The organism is Allohahella marinimesophila, assembly GCF_039538005.1.
In the GTDB taxonomy this organism is placed as follows: Bacteria; Pseudomonadota; Gammaproteobacteria; order Pseudomonadales; family Oleiphilaceae; genus Allohahella; species Allohahella marinimesophila.
On sequence record NZ_BAABBO010000009.1, the window covers coordinates 471108 to 497553 of the forward strand.

Here is a 26446-nt window from a genome sequence, read left to right on the forward strand (position 1 = left end):
GCTGACATGATTGGCTATACTGATTCGTCTCAGTCATAGATACGGAACAAACGTGCTCGTAGCATTTGTCAGTGATCAGGGCGACCGAAGAGCCAACCAGGACAACGCTGTCGTGGATATGAGGCAAGGACTCTATGCGGTGCTGGATGGCGTTGGTGGTGGCGACAGCGGTGAGCTGGCAAGCGCCCTGGCCGCAGGCATATTTCGCTACGAAGTCTGCCGTCGCGGCGCCGATCTCGAGCAGGCCGTGCAGACGGCTCATGAGGCCCTGGTCGACTTCGGTACCGAGAGTGGGGTCGAAAGCTACTGTGCGACCACGATCGCAGCGCTGCACGACACCAGCCATGGCATCCTGAGTATCTGGGCAGGCGACAGCCGAATCTATCGGCTTTCGAACGGCCACTTCGAACAGGTCTCCGCCGATCACGCCGATGCCGATGGCGCACTGACCCAGGCGCTGGGCCACCCATCGCTGGCCTCTATCTCTTCCGATACCGCACACCATGCTTCGTCGCCCGGCACACGCTGGCTCATCTGTAGTGACGGCTTGTTCAGAGGGCTTGGACCCGCAGACCTGGCGGCATTACTGGGGGCGGACCTCGACGTAGGGCAAATTACTGAATCGCTGCTGCGCGCCGCGCTGGATGCCGACCCTGGGGATAACATAACGCTGATTGTGCTGGAAGAGGAGGACTCGCCTCCAGTCCTCGGTACTGAAGATGAAGAGGCGCCATTGCATGCACACCGTGACAGCGAGCCCGCGCGCCCCAGATCTCCACTGGATTGGCTGTGGAGCCTCGGCATGGGTCGGAGCGAATGATGCAGGGCTATAAACGACTCAGCAAGCTGGGCGAAGGTGGTATGGCTACGGTTTACCGTGGCGTACAGGAGTCTCTCCAGCGTCCCGTTGCCATCAAGGTGCTCGCGGCGAATCTGGCTGACGAGCCGGAGGTGCTCCAGCGTTTCGAAGCCGAGTCGATGATCATTGCCCAGCTGAATCATCCGCATATCATTCATGTGATCGACAAGGGGCTGACACCTGAAGGGCGGCCCTTCTTCGTCATGGAGTTTGTCGAGGGCATGACGCTTGAAGATGCCATCAACCGGGACAAGCTTGACAGCGCCAAGAAGCTCGAAGTGCTGGTTCAGGTGTGCAAGGCGCTCAGCTACGCACACAAGAATGGCGTGATCCATCGGGATATCAAGCCTGCAAATGTGCTGCTGGACAAGGACTGGGAAGTACGCATCGCTGATTTCGGTATTGCCCATTTCTTCACTGACACGCTGGCCCAGACCCGGCCCGGTGCCAGCAGTCGCTCATCTTCAGCCGACACTTCACTCACCATGGGTACCTCAGCTTACATGGCGCCTGAGCTGATGATGGCGGGCCAGGCCAGCGAGCGCAGCGATTTGTATGCCCTCGGCGTAATGATGTATGAACTCTTCACCGGGATTGTACCTGCGCCAGACGCCCCGGCAGCCCATGACGTCATGCCCGCTATCGAGCTTGGTCTCTCGGAACTGATCGCCAGTTGCATGGCTGAGGAGATCGAAGATCGCCCGATGTCAGCAGATGATGTGCATAGAGATCTGCTCTATCTGTCGCAGGGGCAGCACTTGAGCCCCCGGCAGCGGGTCGATGCCGATCGCAATATCAGGGCGCTGACCGATACTTACCCCGACAGTCATTTCTCGGTGCTTGATGTATTGAAGGATGAGCCTGCCACAGCCGTCTTCCTCTACGAAGATCAGACGCGGGAAGTCATGTACATCGTCAAGCGTCTGAGCCTGCAGTCCGCCGGGCTCAGAGAGCACAAGATTCTTGCCCGGCACTCGCATCCGAACATCGTCACCATCCATGGCGTGAGCCATCACGGCGACAAGGCCAGTATCATCATGGCCTATATGGCAAGCGGAACACTGGCCGATCATATCGGCAGCAAGGTCGTCCCTGCCAAAGCCTTTGAATGGGGGGCAGCCATAGCTCAGGGGCTGAAATTCGCACACCAGCACAAAGTCTTCCACGGTAACCTGCGAGCAAAATCGATTTTCATGGATGACGAAACCGTACTGAAGCTCAGCGGTTTCGGCATACCCGGGCCGGAAGCGGCGATAGCCTCAGATCAGTCGCGCGGCCGCTCGGATGCTGTGGCTGCCCAGACCGACCTGAAGGCGGTGGGGACAATACTCTGGCAGGCGCTCGCAGGCGCACCCTTACAAGCCGAGACCTCGATGAAAGGTGCTCCTCCAGCAGGAAAGACCAGTCAGACCGTGCGCACGCTCACGACTGCCAGAGGGCGGGCGCCTGCCCTGCCTGAGGGTATCGCCAGCTTGCCCGAATCATTGAAGCGTGTATTGGACCGTCTGCTGTCCGACGATCCCAGGGAAGCCTATCCTTCGATCGAGGCCGCCGCGATTGATCTGACGACCGCAAACAAGGAAGCCCGCCTGCTGGAGAAGCAGGTGAAGGTAGACGCGATCAAGCGTGAAGCGGCGAAAGTCGCCAGAAAAACCGAGCGCTTGGGTCGGGTACGAAGCCGGCAGAAATTCATTCTGCCGGCGCTTGTGCTGTGCCTGGTCGGTGCCGCTGCCTTGCTGGAGATGGACCGTGGCTATTTCAGCCAGGAGGCGCTCCCAGTGGCCGAGCACTACCTTGAGGAATTACAGTCCAGCGAGGTCTGGCGCCAGTACATTGCCCCCTTGCTCTAGCGCGTAGCGCCATAGCGCTTTTAGTCGGCCGAGTCGCCGGAAGTCCCTGCGTCTGTGGCCTCTGCTGGCGAAGACTTCGCCTCAACGGCTGTGGACTCATCTGTCTTGGCCACTTTGGCCGAAGCCTGCTCCTGCGGCGTATCTGCCGCTACGTCTTCGGCAAGATCGAACAGGACGCGGCCGCTCTCCTTATCCAGACCTTTCACTATAATGTCCACCGACTGGTCCAGCATGAAGCTGATCTGCTGGCCAACCTGGCGGAAGTAAGTGCTATCAAGGCGGAATTTTGCCTGGGGCAAGGCGCCGAGATCGACGAAGCCTTCGACACCATTGTCTTCGATCCTGGCGATGAAACCGGAACCATTCACCTGAACGATCGTCGCAGTAAAACGCTGCCCGGACAGCCCTGCAGCAAAGTGTTGCTGAAGCTTTTGCTCCGCCAATGCAACGGCACGACGACCGTTGAGCAAGCTGGCGCTCAGCGCGTCGATATCCACCTTCGCTGCAGAAACCCTGCCTTCGCCTGATAGCGCGCACAACACCCGCTGGGTGCAGAGGTCGGCATATTTTCGCAGCGGTGAGGTGACCGTGAGGTACTGCGAGAGCCCCATCGAATGATGTGGTGCAGGCGTGGTGGTCAAACGGCTGCGCGTCTGCAGTCGGCTGAGGATGGCGAAGACAGGCAGCTCTGACTCAAGCGCCTGCGCTGCCTTCATGATGGTGGTGTAGCCTTCGAGCGTAGATGGGTCTGGCGCAGGGTCGGCGGCAGCCAGCTCAGGTAGCTGTTCTCGAATGATATGTCTGACCTGCTTCAGCCGCTCTGGCTTGAAGCCTGCATGCTCGGAAAAAATAGCGGCTGGTGCTTCGGCTGCGAGCAGTCGGGCTGTTTCGAGATTCGTTCGTACCATGCACTCCTCGACCAGCCGTTCTGCTGGGCCAGGTATTTCCTTGCGCACAGAGAGAATCTTGCCGTCATCATTGAGCGTGGTCCTGTAGTCAGGTCGATGATCCATCAACAAGGCATGATCACGACGCCATTGGCGCAAAACGTCGCCCAGCGCGAGCGCGTCCTGGAACTGCGCTGTAACGGTGTCAGGAAGGCCTGCAGGGAAGCTCTCTGGCGCTTGTTGCCATTCATTGAGCTGGTTGTAGCTGACCTTGGCCTGACTGCGAATGATGGCCTGTTCGAAGCTGAGGCTGGTGCCTTCCACTAGTTCGCCATCGCTGCCGATGGACATGGAAGCGACCATGGCCAGGCGCGCCTGGCCATGCTGCAGTGAACACCACTGGTGTGACAGCGTGCCGGGAAGCATGGGGACGGTCTTGTGCGGGAAATACCAGCTGCTGGCCAGCTCTGCTGATTCTTTGTCGAGGTCCGAACCAGGATCGATCCAGGCTGCCACATCCGTGATGGCCACTTTCAGCACCCAGTGGCCATCCTCGGTCTTGGTGATGAACAGCGCGTCGTCCATGTCCTGTGTGCTTTCCCCATCAATGGTGAAGAAAGGCTCGGCGGTGAGGTCGACTCGACCGGCTGATTTCTGCTCGAAGCGGGCTTCACAGGTCGCTGCCTCGGGCCGTGTCTTGCCCGGGCGGATGTTGAACACTTCCTGTGCCAGTTTGGTCTCTATGCCAGCGGTCTGATCGTTGCCCAGTATTCTCAGGACTTCAGTTTGCGCACGGCCGTCCGGGAAGGGATGCTTGAGCAAGCGTGCGACGATGTAGTCACCAGGTTTGGCAGTCTTGCGCTTCTTCGGGGTAATGAACAGCCGGCGCTCGGTGCCTTCTATCTGGGTCTCGACGAAGTGGCCCTTGCCTTTCTGCACATACCGGCCAGTGAAATAACGGGCAGAGGACTGCAGTACAGAAATGACCGTAGCGACATCTCGACCCTTCGAATCCTGACTGATCTCTGCGAGCACGGTGTCTCCCGGCAGAATCTTCAGCATTTCTGCGGGACTCAGGAAGGCTTCCTTGGGTCGCTTGCTCGTGGATTTCTCACCCTTGGCAGTCGGCTCTGCAGTATCCTGGCCGGGCTTGATGGTCAGAAAGCCGAAGCTCCCGTTGCTGCCACGAACGACGCCTTCGAACTGGTTGTTCGACTGTCGAATGGTGCTCTTGAGTTCACGTAACTGACTGAGGGCTGAGATATCGAGCATGAAATCTGTACTGTGATTGATGAATGAAAACGCCAGCGATGGTACCCCTTTCAGGCAGGCAAGGCTATGAAAAGCGCCGTTGCAGGCGCCCGTTGCAGGCGCGACCCCTAAATCAGCAGGCCAACGCCCGGTTTTGTCGACTCGGTTACAAGTTTTTACAAACTGGTCCTATACACTATGGGTCCGGATAGACCGGTCGACCAGAATCGGTTATCTCAATCAGGAAACAGGAAGAATCCTTATGCAACTATCAACTGGCGTGCGGGCCGCAGCCGCTGCCTGTGTACTCGTGAGCGCGAGCTTGCTGACAACTGCAGTCAGCGCCGCAGAAAAACGGTCCCTGTGTATCTTCGATCCACTCGGTGCAACCGGTCCGATCTTCACCCTGACCAAGGCGACCAAGGTCAAGGCACTGGGCTTGGGCTATGATCTCGAACTTCGCGCCTATACCGACGAAAAGATCGCCTCTGACGATTTCCTGGCTGGACAGTGTGATGCTGCCCTCCTGACCGACGTCCGAGCCCGTGAATTCAACAGATTCACCGGAACACTCGTAGCCGTTGGTGCCATTCCAGGATACGACGAGCTGTCTACATTGCTGCAGACACTCAGCTCGCCCAAGGCGGCGCCGCTGATGAAGTCGGAAAACTATGAAATCGCAGGTATTGCACCTGCAGGCGCCATCTATGTGCTGCTGCGTGATCGTGCCATCGACAGCGTCGAGAAGATTCAGGGCAAGAAAATCGCCACGCTCGATTACGATCCTGCGGCTGTAGCCATGGTTCGTCACGTCGGTGGCAGCGTCGTCAGCGCGACGACTTCGAGCTTTGCGGGCAAGTTCAACAATGGCAGTGTCGATGTGGCCTACGCGCCTGCGGTCGCCTATCAACCAATGGAGCTGTACAAGGGTGTCGAGCCGGACGGTTCAGTATTCAACTACAACTTCGCCCAGATGACTTTCCAGTTGGTTGTGACCTCGGACAAGTTCTCCGACAGCTTCAAGCAGAATATGCGTGAGTACTATCAGAGCCGGTTTGGCGAGTTCATGGATATCGTCAAGAAAGCCGAAGCTGAAATTCCTGCGAACGTCTGGGTTCAGCCGACCAATGATCAGGCTGCTGGCTTCGACAGCATGCTCAAGGACGTCCGTATCTCCTTGCGCGATGAAGGCGTCTATCATCCTAAGATGCTGAAGCTGATGCAGAAGGTTCGCTGCCAGTCTGAAGCCACCAAAGCCGAGTGTGTAGACGGGCGCGAATAAGCGCTCAGTGTTGAGGAGGCTGAAGCCGGCGTACGGAACCGAAATCCGGACTCAGGCTGAAGGCCTCCCGCCTTGGAAGACCTTGCACGTGGGCATGCAGGCAGCGGATCACCCCGCTGTGTGTCACCACGATATCGACTGAAGGCAGATCATCACCTTCCTTCGCCAGGGTCAGATCTTCATGGAAGGCCCGTGCTCTCTCGTACAGTTGGGGAAAGCCTTCGCCGTTCGGTGTGGCCTGGGTCTCCCAGCGTTCTCCCCATAGTTTTCCACCGATCTCACTAATGGCCGTCCAGGTCTTTTTCTCCCAGTCTCCAAAGTTCATTTCTCTCAGTCGCGTGTCGACAGTGATCGGACGCCGTATTGTCAGCATGTGGCGATGTGACGGCCCCAGCCCTGCTTCAATATGCCGAGCGAGCCTCATACATCGCGACAGCGGGCTACTATGAATACGCACCTGCAGACCACTGTCGCTGCAAGCCTGTTCGTTCAGCAAAGTCCCCAGTCTCTGTAAAACCTCTTCTGCTTCGCTATCGAAACTGTCGGCCAGTGCGACGTCGCTATGGCCGTAGATTGTGCCCGGCGGCACCGCCACGCGGGTATGGCGAACGAGAACGATCAAAGGCCCGCCACCAGTATCAGCAGGATCGCGAGTTCGGACAGCTGCTGCAGTCCCCCAAGGCAATCGCCGGTGTAACCGCCCAGACGGCTGCTCAGCGCCTGACGGAAATACATCAGCAGCACGGCCAATGCGAAAACGGTGAGCAGAACCATGAGGACCAGAGGTCCCAGAAAGGCAGGCAGCAACAGGCTGGCGAGGCCAAGGGTGAGAAGATAATTCCTGTTCAGCGGGCTGAGGCTGTGGGCCACAGGGCGGACTTTCGAGCTGGCGTCTTCGCGGGCATAAGGCAGAATGCCGATCAGCAGGGCTGCATTACTGCGGCTGGCGACCGCTGCGGCGACGAGGATAGCCAGCGCCAGACCGGCTGATTGCGTGGCCAGAGCGCTGACGAGGCTAATCCGCAGGAGCGTGGCCAGCAACAGTGCCAATGCGCCATAGGTTCCGATGCGGCTGTCTTTCATGATAGTCAGGCGCTGCTGGACAGTCTGTCCGCCGCCCAGGCCGTCTGCCATGTCCGCCAGTCCGTCCTCATGAAAGGCGCCAGTCAGCAAGGCGGAGCAGGCGACAGCCAGCACTGCAGCGGCGAAAGCCTGCTGAGAACCGAGCGCAGCGCATATCAGCAGAAATACCAGCCCACTGGTCAGCCCCACGCCTGCACCCACTACAGGAAAATACCGGGTGCAGGCGTTGAGGTCGGTGTGATCAAAAGCCAGTGGAAGTCGAACAGGCACGCGTGAATAGAACTGGAAGGCCACTGCACAAAGGTGCAGTTCGTAGCGCAATCCCTGCCGCTGCGAAGACGGGGGTGAATTCACGCCGGTCCAGAGACGCTGGCGGTATCGAAGCTGGCCATCTGATTCATGATGGCACAGGCGCTTTGCAGCAGTGGAATGGCAAGTGCGCAGCCGGTGCCTTCACCAAGTCGGAGGTCCAGGCTCAACAGCGGTCGAACATTCAGCCAGTCAAGCACTGGCTGATGACCCTGTTCATTCGAGCTGTGGCAGAAAACGGCATACCCACGCAGTGCCGGCGCGAGCTGCTGCGCGACCAGAAAAGCCGCTGTCGCAATGAAGCCATCGACCAGAATCACCGCGCCATGGCGGGCCGTCATGAGCATGGCGCCGACCATGGCGGCTATTTCGAAACCACCGAAATATCGGAGCAGATGCAAGGCCGTTGCAGGGTCACTGTTTGCGTCCAATGGGTGAGAGCCTTCGTGGTGCTCGAGACTCGCTTTCAGCACTGAGTGCTTGTGCGCGAGCATGATATCGCTAAGCCCAGTGCCGCGTCCGGTGCAGCGTTCCAGGTCGAGCCCCGTAAACAGGTGGCTCAGTATGCTCGCAGAGGATGTGTTGCCTATCCCCATTTCACCGAAGCCCAGCACATTGGCGCCGGCCTGCAGATGAACTTCGCTCTCCGCCATGCCAAGGCCGATGGCCGCCAGGCACTGCTCCGTTGTCATGGCCGGGTGCTGCGAAAAGTCGGCAGTGCCTCGCCCCATCTTCCGGTCGAGCAGGGGAAAGCGGCGGCGCCGTTTGGCATCGAAATCGTGATCGACGCCGGCATCGACCACGGTCAGCTCAAGGTCATGCTGAACACAGAGCACCGAGATGGCCGCACCCCCACTGCAAATGTTTTCAACCATCTGCCAGGTCACGTCCTTTGGATAGGCGCTGACGCCAGCGGCGGTAATCCCGTGGTCGCCTGCGAACAAGAGCATGGCAGGCTTGAGCAGGTAGGGTGAGAGGGTCTTCTGGATGAGTCCCAGCTGCAAGGCCAGAGTTTCGAGCTGGCCAAGTGCGCCCAGCGGTTTCGTCAGGTGGTCCAGCTTGCGTTGCAGCGCCGCTTCGAAGGCCGCGTCGGCTGTATCATGAATGTTGGCTATGATCGCTTCGAGCGTCGCGAATGCGAGTGGCTCCGAAGTCCCGGTATACTGCATGTCACCTCTTCTTCTTCAACAGGGCCATACCGAGCGTATGGCCGGTTCGATTGTAGCGACTGAAGGTGGATACTGTCAGCAACTCGTCAGACCCCCTCCATGGCGGGTCGGACCAATCCACAGCCACCAGGGGACTGCCGCGCTGCGCTGTTCGTACTACACGCTGCATGGCCGACATGTGAAGCCGGGCCCGAGCGCCCGAATCAATACCATCTGAAGGATGCAGAATGAACAACCACAGATCACGCTTTTCCCGTCACTGCCCTCTGAGCTGGGTGCTGTCTAGCCTGCTGATGTCCGCAGCCACAGCAATGGCCCAGGAGAATCCGGCTCAGCCAGAACAGAGTGGCCCGAGCGAAACCACTACTCAGGCCATCCTCGAGGGCGACCGCGCCACCCCGGTGAAGGCGGACGGCGGCATGGTCGTCACCAGTCACTATCTTGCCAGCGAAGAGGCTGCCAGAGTGCTCGAAAGTGGCGGCAATGCCGTGGATGCAGCCGTGACTGCGGCCTTCACGCTCGCGGTGACCCAGCCTCGCTCTGGCAACATCGGGGGCGGTGGTTTCATGCTGATCTCATCTGAGGAGAGCGGTGAGGTCACCAGTATCGATTATCGTGAGACAGCGCCAGCCGCAGCCAGCAAGGACATGTTCCTGAGCGAAGCCGGCGAAGTCGATGCCGAGCTCAGCCGCTTCAGTCATCGCTCATCAGGCGTGCCGGGCACTGTGGCAGGCTTGCTGATGGCGCTGGAAAAATACGGCACCATCAGTCGTGAGAAAGCGCTCGGTCCTGCCATCCGCCTGGCTGAACAGGGCTTCGTAGTGACTGATCGTTTTGTCGAAGGTGTGGCCAGCGCCGAAGCGCGTCTGCGCAAGAATCCCGGTGCCAATGCCATGTTCTTCAAGGAGACCGGTGGCTATTACGAGGTTGGCGACCGGTTTCGCCAGCCTGATCTGGCAGAAACACTCAGGCGGATTTCGATCTCAGGCAAGGATGGCTTCTATAAGGGGCGAACCGCGCAGTTGCTGGTCGCGGAAATGAACCGTGGTGATGGTCTGATTACCAATACTGATCTAGAGAGTTACGAGGCCGTGGAGCGCAAGCCGGTCCACGGTAGCTATCGGGGCTACGATGTTTACTCCATGGGGCCGCCGAGCAGCGGCGGCGTGCACATCATCCAGATACTGAACATGCTCGAACCACTGGACATCGGTGCGATGGGGCTCAACGGCGCGCAGAGCATTCATCATATGGTAGAGGCCATGAAACGGGCCTATGCCGACAGGGCAGCCTATCTGGGTGACGTCGATTTCGTCGATGTTCCGCTTGAAGGTCTGCTGAGCAAGGATTACGCGAAGACACTAATGAAGGATGTTCAGCCTACCAAGGCCACGCCGTCCAGTACGGTTCGCGAAGGCAAACCGGCTGTGTACGAGAGCAACGAGACGACTCATTTTTCAGTGGCGGATCGCTACGGCAATGTGGTCTCCAACACCTACACGATCAACTTCAGCTATGGCTCCCACATTGCGGTGGAAGGCGCAGGCTTCCTGTTGAATAACGAAATGGACGACTTCAGCGCGAAGCCCGGCGTACCGAATGCCTACGGCCTCGTAGGTGGCGATGCGAACCGGATCGAGCCCGGCAAGCGCATGCTGAGCTCGATGTCCCCTACCATTGTGAAAAAAGGTGGCAAGAACTTCCTGGTGACCGGCTCGCCTGGTGGCTCGCGGATTATCACCACCACCCTGGGTGTCATCATGAATGTTATCGACCATCATCTGAATATCCAGTCGGCAGTCAATGCGCCGCGCGTGCATCATCAATGGCTGCCGGATGAGATTCGGGTCGAAGAAGGCATCAGCCCGGATACCAAGGCATTGCTCGAGTCATACGGCCATACCGTCAGTGAGCAGGAAGCCATGGGGGCCAGCCAGAGCATTCTGCTGCTTGATGGGGTGTACTATGGTGGTGAGGATCCCCGTCGTTCGACTTCGAAAGCGCTCGGCGTCATGAATGTTCCAGTGCTCATGCCCTAGCTCAGGTAGATGCCCTGGCCTCGGCAGCATGACGGGCTCGAATGAATTCGCCATGATGCACGTAGAGCAGTTCCGCCGAACGGCGGATCACCTGCTCTTCATACTTGTCGATTTCTCCATCTGCCAGCGCAACCAGCCACATGTTCTCGATGATGCGGAAACGATCTGTAGCCTCCAGCGCTGCGTTGAGCTCGCTGGTGAGTTCAAAGAGTGAGGTGGCGTTATCGGCGAGCGAAGCGGCCTCATCCATGCACTGTTCGAGTTCACCGGCACCCAGTGAGAAAGTGTTGTCCACGAAGCTGCGAATGCGGGCAAGTTCTGCGGCATCAATGTCCATATCGACTCTGGCCACCTGATAGAGCATTGCAGCCGTCAACACCTCAAGCGAATGTTTCTGCTCGGTCGTATCGGCGTGATTGGCACCGCGCAATGCATCAAGAAATTTTGTTAACATAGCGATCAGTCCCGCTAGTTGGGTGAATGAATGCTGACGGAAATAACCCGCAACCTCTATTCCGAGGAAACGCGCGCCACGCTTTACCACTATACGTCGTTCACTGGCTTCCTGGGCATTGTGGACGCCAGGGCAATGTGGGCAAGCGACGTTCGTTACATGAATGACTCCGCCGAACTCCGCCACACTGCCGATCTGCTCCGGAAGGATATTGGCGAGCGCATCGCCAATGGTTGTTCGCATCCTTACGTGCTCAATGAGTTTCTCGATTGGGTCGTCCACCGTATTACCAATGGCCACATGCTGTTTGCGACGTCTTTCAGAGCCCATGGCAATCTGCTGAGTCAGTGGCGCGGCTATAGCCTCCACGGCAAGGGCGTAAGTGTTGGGCTTTCAGCTGACCACGTGTGGCGCTGCGCCGAGCAGCAGAACTTTCAGGTGGGGCGCTGTATTTATGATCCGGTGCGTCAGAGCGAGCTGATACATGACATTGTGGAAGCTGTCATCGAACAGACTGCAGGCGCCTCGGGTCCCAGTAATACCGAAGGCCGCCAGGCCATATTCGAGGAACTTGAAACTGACCTGCTGCGAATAGCCGCCGTATTGAAGCATCCGTCCTTCCAGGAGGAGGACGAATGGCGGGTAGTCTCCCATGGTATGCGCAAGCCGACTGACGGCTTGGTTCGTTTCCGGGAGGGGACGTCGATGCTGGTGCCTTACGTCTTCCTCGACCTCCGTGACGAACAGGGGCGGCTACCCTTCGAACATATATTCGTTGGCCCTACCCCCAACCACGAGCTGTCTCTGAACAGCCTTCAACTCTATCTGAGTCAGCGCAACTGCGTGCCTGCCGACGGCATAGACTATTGTCAGATCCCTTTCCGCCAACGTTAGAGTAGTCGGATAAGCTCGTTGGCGGTCTGGGCAAATTCGAAGGGCGAGTCCTCCTGCACGAAATGGCCGCCAGTCAGCGTACGATGAGGCATGTTCTGACAGCCCGGTACACGTTCCTGAAAATAACGATCACCACCGCGCATGATGGGGTCGCCATTCGTAAAGGCGGTGATGAAGGGCTTATGCCACTGTTCGAGCTGACTCCACACCCGCGCATTTTCCTGCGCGTCCGGCAGGTCCGGCTCGGTTGGCACCAGTCTCGGAAAGGCTCGGGTGCCCGCCTTGTAGCGGCCGCTCGGAAACGGCGCATCATAGGCAAGTCGCTCGCCAGCACTGAGCTTCTTGAAAGTACCCGCTTCGACGATCCTGGAGATCGGGAACCAAGGGCTGAACCTGGCGAAAGTTCGCCAGGCCTTGAATGCCAGCGGGATGCTTTGCTGACCGGTGGGCAGAAAACCGTTAGACAGCACGATGCCGGAAAAGCGATCGTCGAGCGCCACCGCCAGGCGCAGTCCTAGCAGCGAGCCCCAATCCTGGCAAACCAGCACGATATTCCTGAGGTCGAGCTCCAGCACAAAAGCGCGTAGCCACTCGAAATGGCCGCCGTAGCTATAGTCGTCGATATCAGCAGGCTTGTCAGACTTGCCGAAGCCAACCAGGTCAGGCGCAATGACCCGATGGCCAGCAGCGGCACAAATCGGAATCATGAAGCGGTAAAGATAGGACCAGGTGGGTTCTCCGTGCAGCATCAACACGGTATGCGTGCTGCTGGTGTCTCCCTCGTCGACGTAGTGCATGCGCAGTCCGCTGCCGACTTCAAGATAGTTGGGCTTGAAGGGGTAATTCGGCAGACGTCTGAAACGGTCCTCCGGCGTTCTTACAATATCCATTGGCAGAATTTCCTGATCAGTGCAGTCGCTTTATCGCTACGCGGCGTGCTGATGATGGCCTGCTCAGGTTGCTCTGCGCTTGACCCAGCCCCGCAGTTGTCCAAGGATGCCATTCTGCCTGCCACTGCTCGATTCTGCCACGTTTTCCTTGGCAAGCGATTCCGCCTCGAAGGCTTCGTAGCGCTCCCGGTATATTGGTAGACTGGCAGAGAGCTTTTTGGCCACCGGACTCTTGGTGTCGATTCCCCGAACTTCGCAGAGTCGGTCTATCGAGCGTTTGAAGGCTTCTTCAAAACCATATTTGTCGACTGAGACTGAGCTGTAGACGGGTGGACTACCTTCCGGTTTGACACGCAACTTGAATTCGATGGCGTCTTTGCGACCTTCCCGCTCCCGTTTCTGGAGCTGCAGGCCAAGTACATGTCCGCGATCGTGGATAAAGCTTTCTCCCGTCGCCTCCTTTTCCGCCTTACGGTCGGCCTGCCAGCGGGCAAGCTCGGCATCGAGCGCTTCCGCTTCGGCCATGGCTTCGCGCATGGCTTTCTTGGTAGTGCCGTTGACCCTTACATAATGCTGCTGCTCTTCACCATCTACCGCGCGGGTAATTCTGAGATAACTGCGGCTGCTGTCAGCCTTGTCTTTGAATACGGTGATGCCCATCGGGCCCTCCTGATGCAGACTGAAAATGTGTTGCCCCGGCCTTACTAAACCATGCTGCTCCCTGGGGCGGGTGCGACATCCCTATCAGCGGCTCAAAGGCTGCAGAAAAGCGACGTACACGAGATAGCATGTATACAAAACCCAGAAGCCCACAAGGGCTCCACCTTTTGTCCTTCCAATTCGACCGGCGGTGCCATGACTGGCCGGCTTCATCGAAATGCTCATCAGGAAAAGCACGACTGTAAAGCCGATCATCACTGGCAGGTCACGCACGATCACTTCACCCGCCACCTGCATGGGCTTTATGGCTCCGGCAATGCCGACCACCAAGAGGGTGTTGAACATGTTCGAGCCGACAACATTACCAAGGGCCAGATCGTGTTCATTTTTCCTGACCGCAGCTATGGCCGCTGCCAGCTCCGGCAATGACGTGCCAATTGCGACGACGGTCAGACCGACGATGACGTCACTCACACCGAAGGCCGTTGCCAGGGTAACGGCGCCGTAGACTAGTACCCTCGAGCTGGCTGTCAGCAACACGAGACCAAGAACCAGCCACCAGAGCGCGGCTCTTCTGGAGAGCTTGATCGCCTTGCCATCGACGACGACCATATCATCCTGCGCAACAGCCGAGCTGTGTGTAATGCTGTCTTCCCGACTTTTTTTCATCGCAGAAACGACTGAGTAAGTCATGGTCGCTGCAAACACAGCAATCATTATCCAGGCATCCATACTGGATACGTCGCCGTCCACGATAAGGGCCGTAAAAACGACCGTTATTCCCAGCAAAAGCGGCATTTCGTTCCGCAGCACTGAGCGCTGCACCAAAATAGGACTCAAAAGTGCCGTTATGCCGAGTATCAGGCCGATATTAGCAATGTTCGAGCCAAGCGCGTTCCCGAGTGCCAGAGCAGGGTTGCCCTGATAGGCGGCTATGGCAGAAACGAGCATTTCGGGGGCGGAGGTGCCGAAGCCAATCACGACCATACCGATCAGGAGAGGTGGCATTCCGGCATATGCCGCTGTGGCGACAGCGCCATCAATGAAGCGGTCGGCACTCCAGACAAGTACAGCGAGACCGGCAATGAGCGCGATAATGGCTAACAACATGCAAAGGTTCCTTTCGATTCAATAGATTGCGGCAGACAAAAGCGGTCAGAATACCGGACTTTCGGCGTGCTGGCGGATGAATTCGAAAAGATTGTCTTCTGAAAGCGGCTTGCTCATCAAGTAACCCTGAACCAGATCGCAGCGTAAGAGCTTGAGGAATTTCAGCTGAGCGTTGGTCTCGACCCCCTCGGCAACGACTTCGATATCGAGTTCTTTGGCCAATGCCAACATGGCCTTGATGATACTGTGCTCGCGGCCGCCGCCCAGAATATGGTCAATGAAGGCCTTGTCGATCTTGAGCTGATCGATGGGCATATCCCGCAAGGCTGCGAGTGATGAGTAACCGGTACCAAAGTCGTCCATGGAGACGTTGACATTGAGGGCTTTCATGGATTGCAGCGTCTCGAGGGCCACCTGACCGCTTTGCATGATCGCCGACTCGGTAATTTCCAGATCGAGACAGGCCCCATCAAGACCGGTTTCCTGCAAGGCATCGCGCACAGCTTCAAGAAAACCGTGATCCGCGGCAAACTGGACCGGGGAGACGTTCACAGCAATACGAATCTCGGCGCCCATCTCCTTGTGCAGCCGCGCCAGCATCCGGCACGCTTCCATCAGTATCCAGCGGCCAAGTTTGACGATGATGCCTGAGCTTTCGGCCAGCGGGATGAAGTCGTTGGGTGGTATGAAGCCTTTCGTCGGATGCTGCCATCGCACCAGCGCTTCTAGACTGACCAGCTCACCCGTCAGCGTGGAAAACTGTGGCTGGTACTGAAGATAGAACTCTTCGTTCTCGACGGCGTTCTGCAGATCAGCAATCAGCTGATGCATCTCCAGTGCCACCACTTCCATGGTTTCATTGTAGAAATTGAATGTGTTTCGGCCGCTGTTCTTGCTGTGATACATCGCAATATCAGCGCATTTCAGCAGGTCCTCATTGGTATCGCCGTCTTCGGGATAGAGTGAAACGCCGATCGAAGCGCCAAGCGTGAACTGCTGGCCTTCAACCGTGAATCGCTCTTTCATAGCGGCCAGCAGGCGCTCGCAGATGAGTACCGCGTGATGGACTTCATCCAGCTGTTTTATCACCACGGCAAATTCATCACCACCGATACGTGAAATTCGAGGCCCACCGTGATGGCTGCTCCCTTCAGGCCGCTCATCTACCAGCATAGGGTCGTGATGCACCGACATGTCGGCAATATAATCTTCGGCGCGAAGTACGGTGTTCAGCCGTTCGGCGATCTGTTTCAGAATCTGGTCGCCCGCCCCGTGCCCTAGCGTGTCGTTTACGTCCTTGAAACCGTCGATGTCGATATATAACAAGGCGGCCGAGTGGTGATGGCGACGCGCGCTTTCAAGGCATTTTTGCAGAAACAGCGTGAAGGTATGACGATTGGCCAGGCCGGTGAGGCTATCGTAATAGGCGATATTGGCCAATTTACGTTTGGTCTCGACGAGCTGCCGCTCCATGTTCAGGGTGGCATTGGCGAGACTGCCAACTTCGTCGTCCCGCTTGAGCAGCTGTGTGATGGTACGTCTGTGTTTTACCCCGACTCGAATGCCATCATCACTGGCTATCGCATTGATCCAGGCCTGGACGGCCACCACAGGACGAAAGACCTGTTGATACATCAGTGCGAAGAGCAGTCCGGCACTGGTGGAGACCAGCACCAGCACGATGCTGACCCAGACCCAGGGCTCGCCGAGTGTCTCCAGCAGCGCCGGCGGCGCGTAGGTCATCAGAAGATAGCCCGCCAAAACAAAAGGTAGCAGTATCAGCGCTACGAGCGATATGCCCAGGCGAAGCTGGAGATTATGCGACATGCAGATCCTGGTTGGCGCCGAAGCTGACGACTGAAGGATATTAAACCAGTCGATAGTATAGTCAGGGTTCGCCGAAACTGGGCTGTAAAATGCAATGCCGTCATTATTGACCGAGCAGGTCATCCTTCAGGTCCTCGTCAAAAGGGTCGTCGCCGAGCCAGATCGAAAAGTACAGTCGAGCCAGAGGCCCATCTTCGAGTACTGCAAGCTGTTTCTGGTTCAGCATCAGCGATAGACCAAGGTCCTGCTGGTAGCTGATCTGATACAGATCACCCTCATCCACAGCCTCATAGGCAGCGTGAAATGCTTCGAGGCGCGAGGGCATCTGCGCTTTGAGCTGCGAGTCATGGATATTGCGTGCGAGCATTTCCTCGGCCGCTTCAGGGAAGGCATGGGCCGGTATTTCGCGGGCGTAACGAAATAATATCGTAGCCGCTTCTTTTGCGGGCAGGGCCCAGGGCTGATCGCAAGCCTGCCTGTACAGCGCGGCATGGCCGACGGTAAAGAAACGATAGGCGACCAATTCCCCTGTCCCACACTGTTCCAGCCTTGTTTCGCCCAGACTGAGCGTTCGATCGAAGCGCTCAGCTGTGAGGCCTGGCATGGCGACGATCATGGCCGTTACGCCCACGAGCAGCCCACGGTATACAGCGCCTGGACGGGTAACCTTGCGAGCGCGACTCATGGCTAGTCTACCTCGCCGAGCTGCGAGCGAATTCGTTTGATCTGACCACCGATCACGGGCAGATGGGCATAAAAACCTTCAGCGCCGTCCCAGAAATCCTGATGCAATACGATCCGACCTTCTTCGTTCAGCCGAAGATGAGTCAGGCCAACCGAAGTCACATCGATGTCTCGCCAGAGCGCCTTGAATTGCATGCGCATTTTCCAGCGAACGTAAAAATCGTTGCCGGCATTCGTCGCATCGAGGAAGGTCACCTCCGTCTTGCCCTTGCCAGCCAGCTCAGTGAAATAGTTGATCAGGGCCTGACGTTCTTTCAGCGTATGGAAGGTGTCGTTGAAGTAGAAGGTCTCTGCATAGGCAGCCGTGATGTTGTCAGCCATCTCGCCGGCAGAAAATTCACGCATCATGGTGACGAAGGGTTCGAGCCGCGGCAGCTCGTCAACGGGCGTAAAGGCTGACTGGCTTCCACTGCTTGCTTCAATATAGTGCGCGTAAGGTTTCTCCTGCACTTTCGTGGTGCATGCGGACATAATCGTGGTGAGCATGAGAATGACTCCGAGTCTATGGAGTGAGTGGCGATACAGCATGACGGTCGGTCCTGGAAGATGTTGACTCAGGCTAACGCAGTGCCTGTGAATGCAGCGTGAAGATGGCTGGAGTTTGTCTTCACATCGCGTTCACGCCGTCTCGGATAGACTCATTCGACGATGAAACCGATGACAGCATCAGCTTCACACACCTTTGAGAAAGCCGTTTGCCATGAATAGAGCACTGACTTCGTTCTGCAATTATTTCGACAATGAGCACAAGTTGCTGTCGGTCGATCAGAGCGACCATTCCGTCGACTGGCATCGCATACTGCCCTTTATATTTCTGCACCTGGCCTGCTTCGGCGTGATTCTGGTTGGCTGGTCTCCAGTGGCCGTCGGCGTGGCCATTGGCAGCTATCTGATTCGGATGTTCGCTATCACTGCCTTCTTCCATCGTTATTTCTCGCACAAGTCTTTCAGCACGTCCCGACCGGTTCAGTTCATCTTTGCCTTCCTCGGCACTGCAGCTACCCAGCGTGGTCCGCTCTGGTGGGCGGCGCATCATCGTGCCCACCATCGCACTGCTGATACCGATGCCGACGCGCACTCACCGCTCAAGGGTTTCTGGTACAGCCACTGCGGCTGGTTTCTCAGTGGCGCTCATTTCGCCACGCGCGAAGAGCTCATCAAGGATTTCGCCCGCTACCCCGAACTGAGATGGCTGGATCGTTACGACATGGCCGTGGCCGCCATATTCGGCACCAGCTTATGGTTGCTCGGAGAAGGTTTGGCCTGGCTGGTGCCGGAACTCGGCACCAGCGGCTGGCAACTGCTCATCTGGGGCTATTTCATCTCCACGGTTGCGCTCATACACGCCACACTGAGCATCAATTCGCTGGCGCACTGGTGGGGTCGTCGCCGTTATGACACGCGGGATGACTCCCGTAACAATCTCCTGCTGGCGCTGATTACGCTTGGCGAAGGCTGGCACAACAACCATCACCATTATGCAGGCAGCGCACGGCAGGGTTTTTTCTGGTGGGAGCTGGATATCAGTTACCTGATTCTCAAGATGCTGTCCTGGACGGGGCTGGTGTGGAATCTCAAGCCCGTTCCGGACCGCAAGAAGTTTGCTCATAAACAGGTCGCCGGAGTGAAGAACAGATGAGATCGATCTACACAGGCCCAATGGCCCGCCAATCAGTATCTGGTCAGAAAATTGCCATTGTTGGTGCAGGCGTGTCCGGCCTCACCTGCGCCTTCTATCTGGCAGAACAGAATGAAGTCACGGTTTACGAAGCCAATGCCTATCTGGGCGGTCATACGGACACCCATGAGCTTCTTGACGATGGCCGTGCAGTCACCGTCGACTCAGGCTTCATCGTGTTCAACGAGTATAACTACACCGGTTTTACGCGGCTGCTGAACGCCTTGGGTGTCGAAAGCGAGCCCAGTGATATGAGCTTCAGTGTCGTCAATGAGGGCAGCGGCCTTGAATACGGTGCGGCTGGCCTGGCGAGATTATTTGCACAGAAGCGGAATCTGCTCAGTCCGCGCTTTTACCGAATGCTGAGGGATATCGTGCGCTTCTATCGCGAAGCCCCAAGACTCCTTGACGACGCGGTAATACCTGAGAAGGCCGAGCTGTCGCTGGGTGACTACCTGGAGCGGGAACGTTATAGCCAGGACTTTATCGAGAACCATATCCTGCCAATGGCCAGCGCCCTGTGGTCAGCGAGCTCACAGTCGATTCTGGCTTTCCCTGCCCGATACTTCGTCGCGTTCATGAACAACCATCAGATGCTCAACCTGACCACCCGTCCCGAGTGGCGCGTGGTGAAAGGTGGGTCTTCCGCTTACGTCAAGGCGCTACGTGCGCAGTGCAGGGCGACATTTCACTGCAACAGCAAGGTCGCCAGTGTTTCGCGCCAGGATGATGAAACACTTCGGGTTCGCCGTGCAGACGGTAGTGTCGAGATTTTCGATCAGGTCATCTTTGCCTGCCACAGTGATCAGGCGCTTGATTGTCTTGAAGCGCCAAGCCAGGCAGAGCGCGAAGTCCTCGGAGCCATTCGATATCAGCCGAATCAGGCTATGGTGCATACCGACGTTTCAGTGCTGCCGGCCAGACGAAGTGCCTGGTCGAGCTGGAATGTCCGCATCGACAAGAGTAGTGAGCATGACTGTCGGGTCAGCTACTGGATGAACCTGTTGCAGAACATTCGTAGCGATACACAGTTCATCGTCAGCCTCAATATGGCCGATCGAATCGATCCTTCGAAGATCCTTGCCGAACGCCATTACAGCCACCCCATATATGACGCGGGCACTATAGCGGCCCAGCGTCGCCGAGGCGACATCAATGGTAGCGACGGCATCTGGTACGCAGGCGCCTACTGGGGCTGGGGCTTCCACGAAGACGGTGTACGTAGCGCACTCGATGTTATCGATGGCCTCGCCCATCAGCAGTCCAGCCGACCGGAGTCGCGGAAAGTCGAGTTTGGTATCCATGCAGCCTGATACCTCGCCAGGCCATGCCGGCATGATGGCCAGCGGGCGCATGATGCACCGGCGCTTCAAACCACGGACGCATAGCTTCAGCTACCGTCTGTGCCTCTGCTGGCTCGATCTCGACCACACCGAGCGGCTCAATCATCTACCGTTCTGGTCGGCGGACGGGCAAACCCTTTGGCAGCGGCTTGCGCTGATGCAGTTCCGACAGACTGATTATTTCTGGCCAGAGAACGAGGTCAGTCAGCCTGCCGACAGGTCCACGCCGCTCAAGCAGCGCCTGCTCGCGTGGATAGCCGCACATCCCGACGGTGTTGATCTCGACATTGCCCGGGTGGTCCTCTGCGGACAACTCCGGCAGTGGGGGTATTGCTTCAATCCAGTCGTGTTCTTCATGTGTTATGACGCCGATGGCCAGATCATCGCCATCGTGTCCGAAATTACCAATACGCCGTGGAACGAACGACACGCCTATCTGCACAGGGTCGATGGCCAGCATCCGATGCGGCTGAGGTTCAGCTTCAGCAAGGCTTTCCATGTCTCGCCATTCATGCCGATGAACCAGCGATACGAGTGGCGCTTCGCAGTGAGCGAGAGTCTTTTCGCCGTACACATGAATCTGTGGGAAGACGACACCAACCAGCAAGGAGACGTCGAGCGCAGCGAGCGGGTTTTCGATGCCTCCATGCAGCTCGCACTCGAACCGCTCACTGCAGCTCGCGCCATCCGACAACCGCTGGTGTATCCACTTCAAACCGCAGGCCTTGTGTTTGCGATTTACTGGCAGGCCTTGCGTCTGTATCTCAAGCGAATTCCCTTCTTCTCCAATCCGCACACCCGCAAGTCTGCCGTTGAGAATGAAGGTATACAGGCCGTGCATCAGGGAGTACCACATGATTGATTCCATCGTTACCACACAGGCCGCTGTGCCATCGAGCCTGGCCCGTTATTTCTTCTTCAAGCTGCTCGAACGGGTCAGCTTCGGTGAACTTCGCGTTGTTGAGCGGCTGGCTGACGGTGAGGAACAGCTGACCGTGGTGGGTGCCTCTACGGACCAATCGACTGAGGCCGTCACGCTCACCATTCTTGACGACCGCTGCTACGGCATGATCATGCTCGGCGGGGTCAACGGCGCGGCCGAAGCCTTCATGAGCGGGTTTTGGACCACAGACGATCTTGTCGCCCTCATGCAGCTGATGCTGCGTAACCGAACTGCCATGGACAGTATGGATTCTCTGTTCTCGAAGTTCAGTCGCAAGTCTGCAGAGATCTGGCATGCCATGCGCAAGAACACGCTCTCGGGTTCGCGCAAGAACATCAGCGCGCACTACGACCTTGGGAACGACTTTTTCAGGTTATTTCTCGACGAACGCCTGATGTATTCCTCGGCCTTTTTCGCACAGCCGGCTCTGAGTCATGCCGAAGCGAGCGCGAAGCTGTCGGAAGCCAGCACTGCCAAGCTTGATAAGATCTGCCGCGCGCTCGACCTCAAGCCCAACGACCATCTGGTCGAAATTGGCACCGGCTGGGGCAGCATGGCGGTCTACGCCGCGAAACATTTTGGATGCCGCGTGACCACGACCACCATATCCAATGAGCAGTTTCTGGCAGCAAAAGCCCTGGTGGCCGAAGCGGGACTCGAAGATCGCGTGGTCGTCTTGTGTGAAGACTACCGTGATCTCACTGGCAGCTATAACAAGCTGGTGTCGGTAGAAATGGTAGAGGCCGTGGGTCATCAGTTTATCGATGGCTACTTTGCCTGCATCGAAAAGTTGCTCAAGCCCGGCGGTACGGCGGTGTTGCAGGCCATCACGATAGAAGACTGGCGTTACGAAGCGGCCGTCCACTCGGTCGACTTCATCAAGCGGTACATATTCCCTGGCAGCTTCATTCCCTGTCCGAGTGTGCTGATCAACAGTGCTGCCGCCGCCGGTTTGCGCCTGCAACGTTTCGACGATTTTGGGCTCAGCTACGCCGCTACGATACAGGCCTGGACCTATCGCTTCCGTAACGCACTGGACGATGTGCGAAGCCAGGGTTTCGACGAGCGCTTCATACGCATGTGGTTCTTCTACCTGGCCTACTGTGAGGGCGGATTCAGGGAGCGCAGTATTTCAGTAGCGCACCTGACCTGGGAGAAGCCCGCGTCATGAGCATTGTCGAAGATTACACCGCGCTTTGGGTGATCCCCCTGCTGATGCTGCCCATCTTTCTCATTGGCTGGCTGGTGCAACTGAAAAAGAAGAACGCCAGCTGGGTCGATGTTATCTGGGCCCTGGGCGTTGCCGTCTGCGGCGGGCTGGCCGCTGTGCTCGGTGGCGGCGATCCTGCGCTGAGAATGCTGATTGGGGCCATCTATCTGGTCTGGTTTGGCCGCCTGGGTTGGCATCTGCTGACTCGGGTAGCCGGTGACGAGCATGAGGATGGCCGATATGCGCATATGCGCGATTGGGCCGGAGCCAAGGCGCCGTGGCTCTTTCTGCTGTTTTACATCATGCAAGCCAGCTGGGTGAGCATCTTCACACTGCCTGCAGTAGTGGTGGCTAATGGCGCGTTACCACCCTTCTGGGCGCTCATCGTCGGCCTGCTGATCATTGTGATCGCCTGGGTCGGTGAATCGTTGGCCGACCGGCAGCTGGCTGCCTTCAAACGCGAGTCCGGCAACAGCGGCAAGACCTGTCGAAAGGGCCTCTGGCGTTACTCACGGCATCCGAACTATTTCTTTGAGTGGCTGCAGTGGTTCGGCTACCCGCTACTGGGTCTGCAGGCAGCTTATGGCGACCTGCTCTGGCTCGCGCCCCTCATCGTCTTCGTTTTTCTGTATTACGTCACCGGTATTCCCTTCACCGAGAGGCAGGCTATTCGCAGCCGTGGTGACGACTATCGGCAGTACCAACGCACTACCTCGATGTTCTTTCCATGGAGACCCAAAACATGAACGTGATCAAACTTGCAGAAGATGGCTGGTTGCCCGACTTGATGATCCGCTTCGGCATTCGACGTCTGTGCGTCGATCGGCTCAAGACTGAAAAACGCCTGTTGAAAAACAGCAATAATCATTTTCAACAGCGATTGCAGAGCCTGCGTGAAAGTCCCATCGCCATTGAAACCGAAGCGGCCAACGCTCAGCACTACGAGGTGCCAGCCAGCTTTTATGAGCATGTGCTAGGCAAACACCTGAAATACAGTGCCTGCCTGTTCAACTCGCCGCAGGATTCGCTCGACGACGCAGAACAGGCAATGCTGGCGCTGTATTGTGACAGGGCGGCGCTCGAAAACGGTCAGCGGATTCTCGATCTCGGTTGTGGCTGGGGCTCGTTGAGTCTGTTCATGGCCGCGCGTTTCCCCGAGTCGAACATTACGGGCGTGTCGAATTCCGCTTCGCAGCGTGACCACATCATGGAGCAGGCTCGTCTCCGGGGTCTGCGTAACCTTGACATCATCACCTGCGACGTCAATCAACTTGATCTCGATGAGGGCATGTTCGATCGCGTGGTGTCGGTCGAAATGCTTGAGCACGTGAGGAATTATCAGAATCTGTTCGAGAATATCAGCAAGTGGTTGACCCATGATGGTCTGTTTTTCGCACATATCTTCTGTCATCAGGAACTGATGTATCCCTTCGAAGCCGAAGGCAGCAGCAACTGGATGGGTCGCCATTTCTTTACCGGTGGACTGATGCCCGCCGTGGATACTTTCAGTCACTTCAACGACCATCTGCTGATCGAACAGCAGTGGCTGGTCAATGGCACGAATTACGCCCTGACCGCTGAGCGCTGGCTGGAGAATCTCGATCGCAACCGGACGCAGATAGAGTCGGCATTTCGCGCCACACTGGGCGAGAAAGAGGCTACAGTATGGATACAGCGCTGGCGAATGTTCTTCATGGCCTGTGCCGAACTATTTGGATATAACGATGGCAATGAATGGCTGGTTGGTCATTACCTGTTCTGTAAGCGAAGCTGAGTCAGGCCTGTGCAGTCCCTCCGTGTGGCCAGGGTCGTTTCTGCTGTGAGACGGCCGGCCCGTCTGACTGCAAAGTCGGCCCAGGAGGGGATACAGCGTCGTCTCATCAGAGTGTTTGCCCTGCAGGCTGCACTGGTGAGTGCGGCCACGATGCTGGGTGTCTATACCGCCTACATCGTCGCCGAGCAGGTGCTCGTCAGGCAGGCGCTCGAAGGCGAAGCCGCTCACTTTCGCGAGATGCGGCAGGCGAACCCGGAGTTCCAGCTGCCCCATACCAAGAATATGCGCGTCTATCTACACACGCTGACGCCAGAACCATCCTTCGGCGAACTGGCGGCCTTGCCATCAGGCCAGTCTCTGGAGGCCAAGGTGCCAGCCGAGTTACTGAAGCTCCAGCCTGGCTATGGACGTGTCGAGCTGCACGGGCGTGAACCGCTGGTACTCGTCACCGATGACGGCAATCAGAGGCTCTATCTGGTGTTCAGGGAGGACCAGATTTCGAAGCTCGCCTTCTTTTTCGGCGTTGCGCCGCTCACCCTTGTGCTCATCCTGATTTATACCGCTTCATGGTTCACGTTCAGGCAATCACAGCGGGTCATTTCACCAGTCAGCAATCTGGCACGGCTAGTAGAGGATTCCACCCGCGACGATGCTGGATCGCTAGGCGATGTCATCCAGGCCTGTCGTGGAGAAAATGCCGATATCGATAGTCTCGTCGAGGCCCTGACCCACTATTCCGAACGCATCGCCGGTTTCATTGCCCGAGAGCGGAACTTCACCCGGGACGCTTCGCATGAATTGCGCACGCCGCTGAGCGTGATCAAGGCCTGTGTCGATGTATTGCAACAACCGGGGGCTAGCCCTGAACGTCAACCTGAGCTGATTCAGCGGATTCGTGATACCACCCTGCAAATGGAGGAGATCATCGAAACCCTGCTGCGGCTCGCGCGCGAGTCGGATGCGATTCGCGGAGACGGTATCAAGGGTGAGCAATCCCTGGTTGATGTCAGTGCCCTCGTCCGCTCAGTGCTGCAGCAGACACAGAAGGCGCTCAAGGCTGAGCACATCGAAGTCTGTGTGGAAGGGCAGGCGCCATTGACTCTGATGGCCGAAGAAACAGCGCTGCGCATCATTTTTGGCAATCTACTGAAAAACGCGCTGACGTATTCTACTGCCACGCCTTCAGGTAGTTGTGAAGTAAAGGTGACCATTCTGCATGATCGGGTCATCATCGAAGACAATGGCGTCGGAATGAGCGAGGCCCAGATGAAGCGGGCTTTCGAGCCATATTATCGCGCCAACGATCAGCGCTCATCGGAAGGGCTGGCGACAGGCTACGGGCTTGGTTTGTCGATTGTCTCAGGACTTTGTGCGCGCTTCGGCTATCGGGTTGAGGCCCAGAGTGCCGAAGGCGAGGGCACCACGATGACGATTCACTTCAGCTGATTACCCGGTCTGCCCGAGCAGGCGTATCCCGAAGCCCTGACGACTTTCGATCATCGCTGTTGCGAAGGGTTTGTCCACGACCTGGCGAAGCTGATAGAGATGGCTGCGCAGCGTATCGCTATCGGGGAGGGCATCTCCCCATATTTCCTGCTCGAGATTTTCCTTGGCAATATAGCCCGGGCTCTGGCGCGCCAGAGCCAGCAGGATGCGATAGCCAGTAGGCGTCAGCTTCAGTCCGGTGCCGGCACGGGTCACGCTTTGAGCTCGCACATCGATACGCAGGTCACCAACTTCAAGCGGCTTCTGTTCCAGCGCTCCTGACTGGCGTCTGGTCATGGCCAGGAGTCGGGCCTGTAGCTCAGGCAGGTCAAAAGGCTTGACCAGATAATCGTCTGCCCCAGCTTCGAAACCTTTCAGCTTGTCTTCCAGCGCATCCCTGGCTGTGAGCATCAGTATCGGCACCGTCACACCAACATCCCTGCGGAGACGCTCACACACATCGAGGCCACTCAGGCCAGGCAGCATGACGTCCAGGATGATCACGTCATAGCGGTTAGTGTTGGCCAGATGAAGACCGGTAGCGCCTTCAGACGCGTAGTCGACAATGAATCCCGCATTTTCCAGAAACAGACAGACTGTCTGGGCGAGCGCAAGGTGATCTTCCACCAGCAGTACGCTTGGCGCGCTTCGTGATCCTGGTCCAATAGACGGCATGGCGAGCGGTCACCTGTACTTGGGCTGCGC

24 protein-coding genes are annotated in these 26446 nt (G+C 57.4%); 12 read left to right on the plus strand and 12 right to left on the minus strand.

Translation table 11 applies throughout. From position 1 onward, the window contains the following. Positions 1 to 52 precede the first annotated feature (52 nt). The gene (locus ABD735_RS10835; RefSeq protein ID WP_344806211.1) at positions 53 to 820 is read left to right on the plus strand and encodes a PP2C family protein-serine/threonine phosphatase; all 768 of its coding nucleotides are present in this window, start codon (positions 53 to 55) and stop codon (positions 818 to 820) included. Then, positions 820 to 2709 carry a protein kinase domain-containing protein gene (locus ABD735_RS10840; RefSeq protein ID WP_344806213.1) on the plus strand — a complete coding sequence of 630 codons (1890 nt, stop codon included), beginning with the start codon at positions 820 to 822 and terminating at the stop codon, positions 2707 to 2709. Before ABD735_RS10835 ends, ABD735_RS10840 begins: the two co-directional genes overlap by 1 nt. A gap of 20 nt (positions 2710 to 2729) precedes the next feature. Here ABD735_RS10840 and ABD735_RS10845 read toward each other — a convergent pair whose 3' ends face one another. Then, positions 2730 to 4868 (minus strand): RNB domain-containing ribonuclease, encoded by a 2139-nt coding sequence (locus ABD735_RS10845; RefSeq protein ID WP_344806215.1) that lies wholly within the window; start codon positions 4866 to 4868, stop codon positions 2730 to 2732. A 241-nt stretch (positions 4869 to 5109) separates the two neighbouring features. Here ABD735_RS10845 and ABD735_RS10850 point away from each other — a divergent pair, with 241 nt between their 5' ends. Continuing rightward, complete coding sequence (locus tag ABD735_RS10850; protein ID WP_344806217.1) at positions 5110 to 6129, plus strand: putative solute-binding protein; 1020 nt, start codon at positions 5110 to 5112, stop codon at positions 6127 to 6129. A 4-nt stretch (positions 6130 to 6133) separates the two neighbouring features. Here ABD735_RS10850 and cobC read toward each other — a convergent pair whose 3' ends face one another. The 3 genes from cobC to cobT are packed head-to-tail and all read right to left on the minus strand — an operon-like array spanning position 6134 to position 8690. Beyond that, on the minus strand, positions 6134 to 6751 hold the full coding sequence (gene cobC, locus ABD735_RS10855; protein WP_344806219.1) for an alpha-ribazole phosphatase family protein: 618 nt from the start codon (positions 6749 to 6751) through the stop codon (positions 6134 to 6136). Beyond that, positions 6748 to 7566: an adenosylcobinamide-GDP ribazoletransferase gene (locus tag ABD735_RS10860; protein WP_344806221.1), complete on the minus strand. Its 819-nt coding sequence runs from the start codon at positions 7564 to 7566 to the stop codon at positions 6748 to 6750. Before ABD735_RS10860 ends, cobC begins: the two co-directional genes overlap by 4 nt. After that, a complete protein-coding gene (gene cobT, locus ABD735_RS10865) occupies positions 7563 to 8690 on the minus strand; it encodes a nicotinate-nucleotide--dimethylbenzimidazole phosphoribosyltransferase (protein ID WP_344806223.1) in 1128 nt (375 codons plus the stop codon). The genes ABD735_RS10860 and cobT overlap by 4 nt, the downstream gene beginning before the upstream one ends. Positions 8691 to 9001: 311 nt before the next feature. Between cobT and ggt the strand changes: the two genes are divergently transcribed. Further along, positions 9002 to 10729, plus strand: a complete 1728-nt coding sequence (ggt, locus tag ABD735_RS10870; protein ID WP_344806359.1) for a gamma-glutamyltransferase — start codon at positions 9002 to 9004, stop codon at positions 10727 to 10729. Between the two features lies 1 nt (position 10730). Here ggt and ABD735_RS10875 read toward each other — a convergent pair whose 3' ends face one another. After that, positions 10731 to 11183 (minus strand): tellurite resistance TerB family protein, encoded by a 453-nt coding sequence (locus ABD735_RS10875; protein WP_344806225.1) that lies wholly within the window; start codon positions 11181 to 11183, stop codon positions 10731 to 10733. A gap of 30 nt (positions 11184 to 11213) precedes the next feature. On the opposite strand from ABD735_RS10875, the gene ABD735_RS10880 reads away from it, so the two are divergent. Next, positions 11214 to 12077, plus strand: coding sequence for a DUF2971 domain-containing protein (locus tag ABD735_RS10880; protein ID WP_344806227.1), 864 nt, complete (start codon positions 11214 to 11216; stop codon positions 12075 to 12077). On the opposite strand, the gene ABD735_RS10885 is transcribed toward ABD735_RS10880, so the two are convergent. The 6 genes from ABD735_RS10885 to ABD735_RS10910 all read right to left on the minus strand — a co-directional run bounded on the left by ABD735_RS10885 (position 12074) and on the right by ABD735_RS10910 (position 17794). After that, positions 12074 to 12967, minus strand: coding sequence for a haloalkane dehalogenase (locus tag ABD735_RS10885; RefSeq protein WP_344806229.1), 894 nt, complete (start codon positions 12965 to 12967; stop codon positions 12074 to 12076). The genes ABD735_RS10880 and ABD735_RS10885 overlap by 4 nt on opposite strands. 63 nt (positions 12968 to 13030) lie before the next feature. Further along, positions 13031 to 13627, minus strand: coding sequence for a hypothetical protein (locus ABD735_RS10890; protein ID WP_344806231.1), 597 nt, complete (start codon positions 13625 to 13627; stop codon positions 13031 to 13033). Positions 13628 to 13711: 84 nt separating this feature from the next. After that, positions 13712 to 14737, minus strand: a complete 1026-nt coding sequence (locus ABD735_RS10895; RefSeq protein WP_344806233.1) for a calcium/sodium antiporter — start codon at positions 14735 to 14737, stop codon at positions 13712 to 13714. A 45-nt stretch (positions 14738 to 14782) separates the two neighbouring features. Beyond that, positions 14783 to 16564, minus strand: coding sequence for a putative bifunctional diguanylate cyclase/phosphodiesterase (locus tag ABD735_RS10900; protein WP_344806235.1), 1782 nt, complete (start codon positions 16562 to 16564; stop codon positions 14783 to 14785). Between the two features lie 103 nt (positions 16565 to 16667). Next, entirely contained in the window at positions 16668 to 17249 is a 582-nt protein-coding gene (locus ABD735_RS10905; protein ID WP_344806237.1) for a chalcone isomerase family protein, read from the minus strand. A gap of 2 nt (positions 17250 to 17251) precedes the next feature. Then, positions 17252 to 17794, minus strand: coding sequence for a nuclear transport factor 2 family protein (locus ABD735_RS10910; RefSeq protein WP_344806239.1), 543 nt, complete (start codon positions 17792 to 17794; stop codon positions 17252 to 17254). A gap of 214 nt (positions 17795 to 18008) precedes the next feature. On the opposite strand from ABD735_RS10910, the gene ABD735_RS10915 reads away from it, so the two are divergent. Genes ABD735_RS10915 through ABD735_RS10945 form a run of 7 tightly spaced genes read left to right on the plus strand, consistent with a single transcriptional unit; the run spans position 18009 to position 25702 of the window. Next, positions 18009 to 18947 (plus strand): acyl-CoA desaturase, encoded by a 939-nt coding sequence (locus ABD735_RS10915; RefSeq protein ID WP_344806241.1) that lies wholly within the window; start codon positions 18009 to 18011, stop codon positions 18945 to 18947. After that, the gene (locus tag ABD735_RS10920; protein ID WP_344806243.1) at positions 18944 to 20299 is read left to right on the plus strand and encodes an NAD(P)/FAD-dependent oxidoreductase; all 1356 of its coding nucleotides are present in this window, start codon (positions 18944 to 18946) and stop codon (positions 20297 to 20299) included. Before ABD735_RS10915 ends, ABD735_RS10920 begins: the two co-directional genes overlap by 4 nt. After that, complete coding sequence (locus ABD735_RS10925; RefSeq protein WP_344806245.1) at positions 20289 to 21191, plus strand: DUF1365 domain-containing protein; 903 nt, start codon at positions 20289 to 20291, stop codon at positions 21189 to 21191. Before ABD735_RS10920 ends, ABD735_RS10925 begins: the two co-directional genes overlap by 11 nt. Then, the gene (locus ABD735_RS10930; protein ID WP_344806247.1) at positions 21184 to 22443 is read left to right on the plus strand and encodes a class I SAM-dependent methyltransferase; all 1260 of its coding nucleotides are present in this window, start codon (positions 21184 to 21186) and stop codon (positions 22441 to 22443) included. The genes ABD735_RS10925 and ABD735_RS10930 overlap by 8 nt, the downstream gene beginning before the upstream one ends. After that, the gene (locus ABD735_RS10935) at positions 22440 to 23228 is read left to right on the plus strand and encodes a DUF1295 domain-containing protein (RefSeq protein WP_344806249.1); all 789 of its coding nucleotides are present in this window, start codon (positions 22440 to 22442) and stop codon (positions 23226 to 23228) included. Before ABD735_RS10930 ends, ABD735_RS10935 begins: the two co-directional genes overlap by 4 nt. After that, positions 23225 to 24256 carry an SAM-dependent methyltransferase gene (locus ABD735_RS10940; RefSeq protein ID WP_344806251.1) on the plus strand — a complete coding sequence of 344 codons (1032 nt, stop codon included), beginning with the start codon at positions 23225 to 23227 and terminating at the stop codon, positions 24254 to 24256. Before ABD735_RS10935 ends, ABD735_RS10940 begins: the two co-directional genes overlap by 4 nt. Positions 24257 to 24265: 9 nt before the next feature. Further along, positions 24266 to 25702 carry a sensor histidine kinase gene (locus ABD735_RS10945; protein ID WP_344806253.1) on the plus strand — a complete coding sequence of 479 codons (1437 nt, stop codon included), beginning with the start codon at positions 24266 to 24268 and terminating at the stop codon, positions 25700 to 25702. Here the strand turns inward: ABD735_RS10945 and ABD735_RS10950 are convergent, their stop codons facing one another. Then, positions 25703 to 26416, minus strand: a complete 714-nt coding sequence (locus ABD735_RS10950) for a response regulator transcription factor (RefSeq protein ID WP_344806255.1) — start codon at positions 26414 to 26416, stop codon at positions 25703 to 25705. It lies immediately after the preceding gene. Positions 26417 to 26446 lie beyond the last annotated feature (30 nt).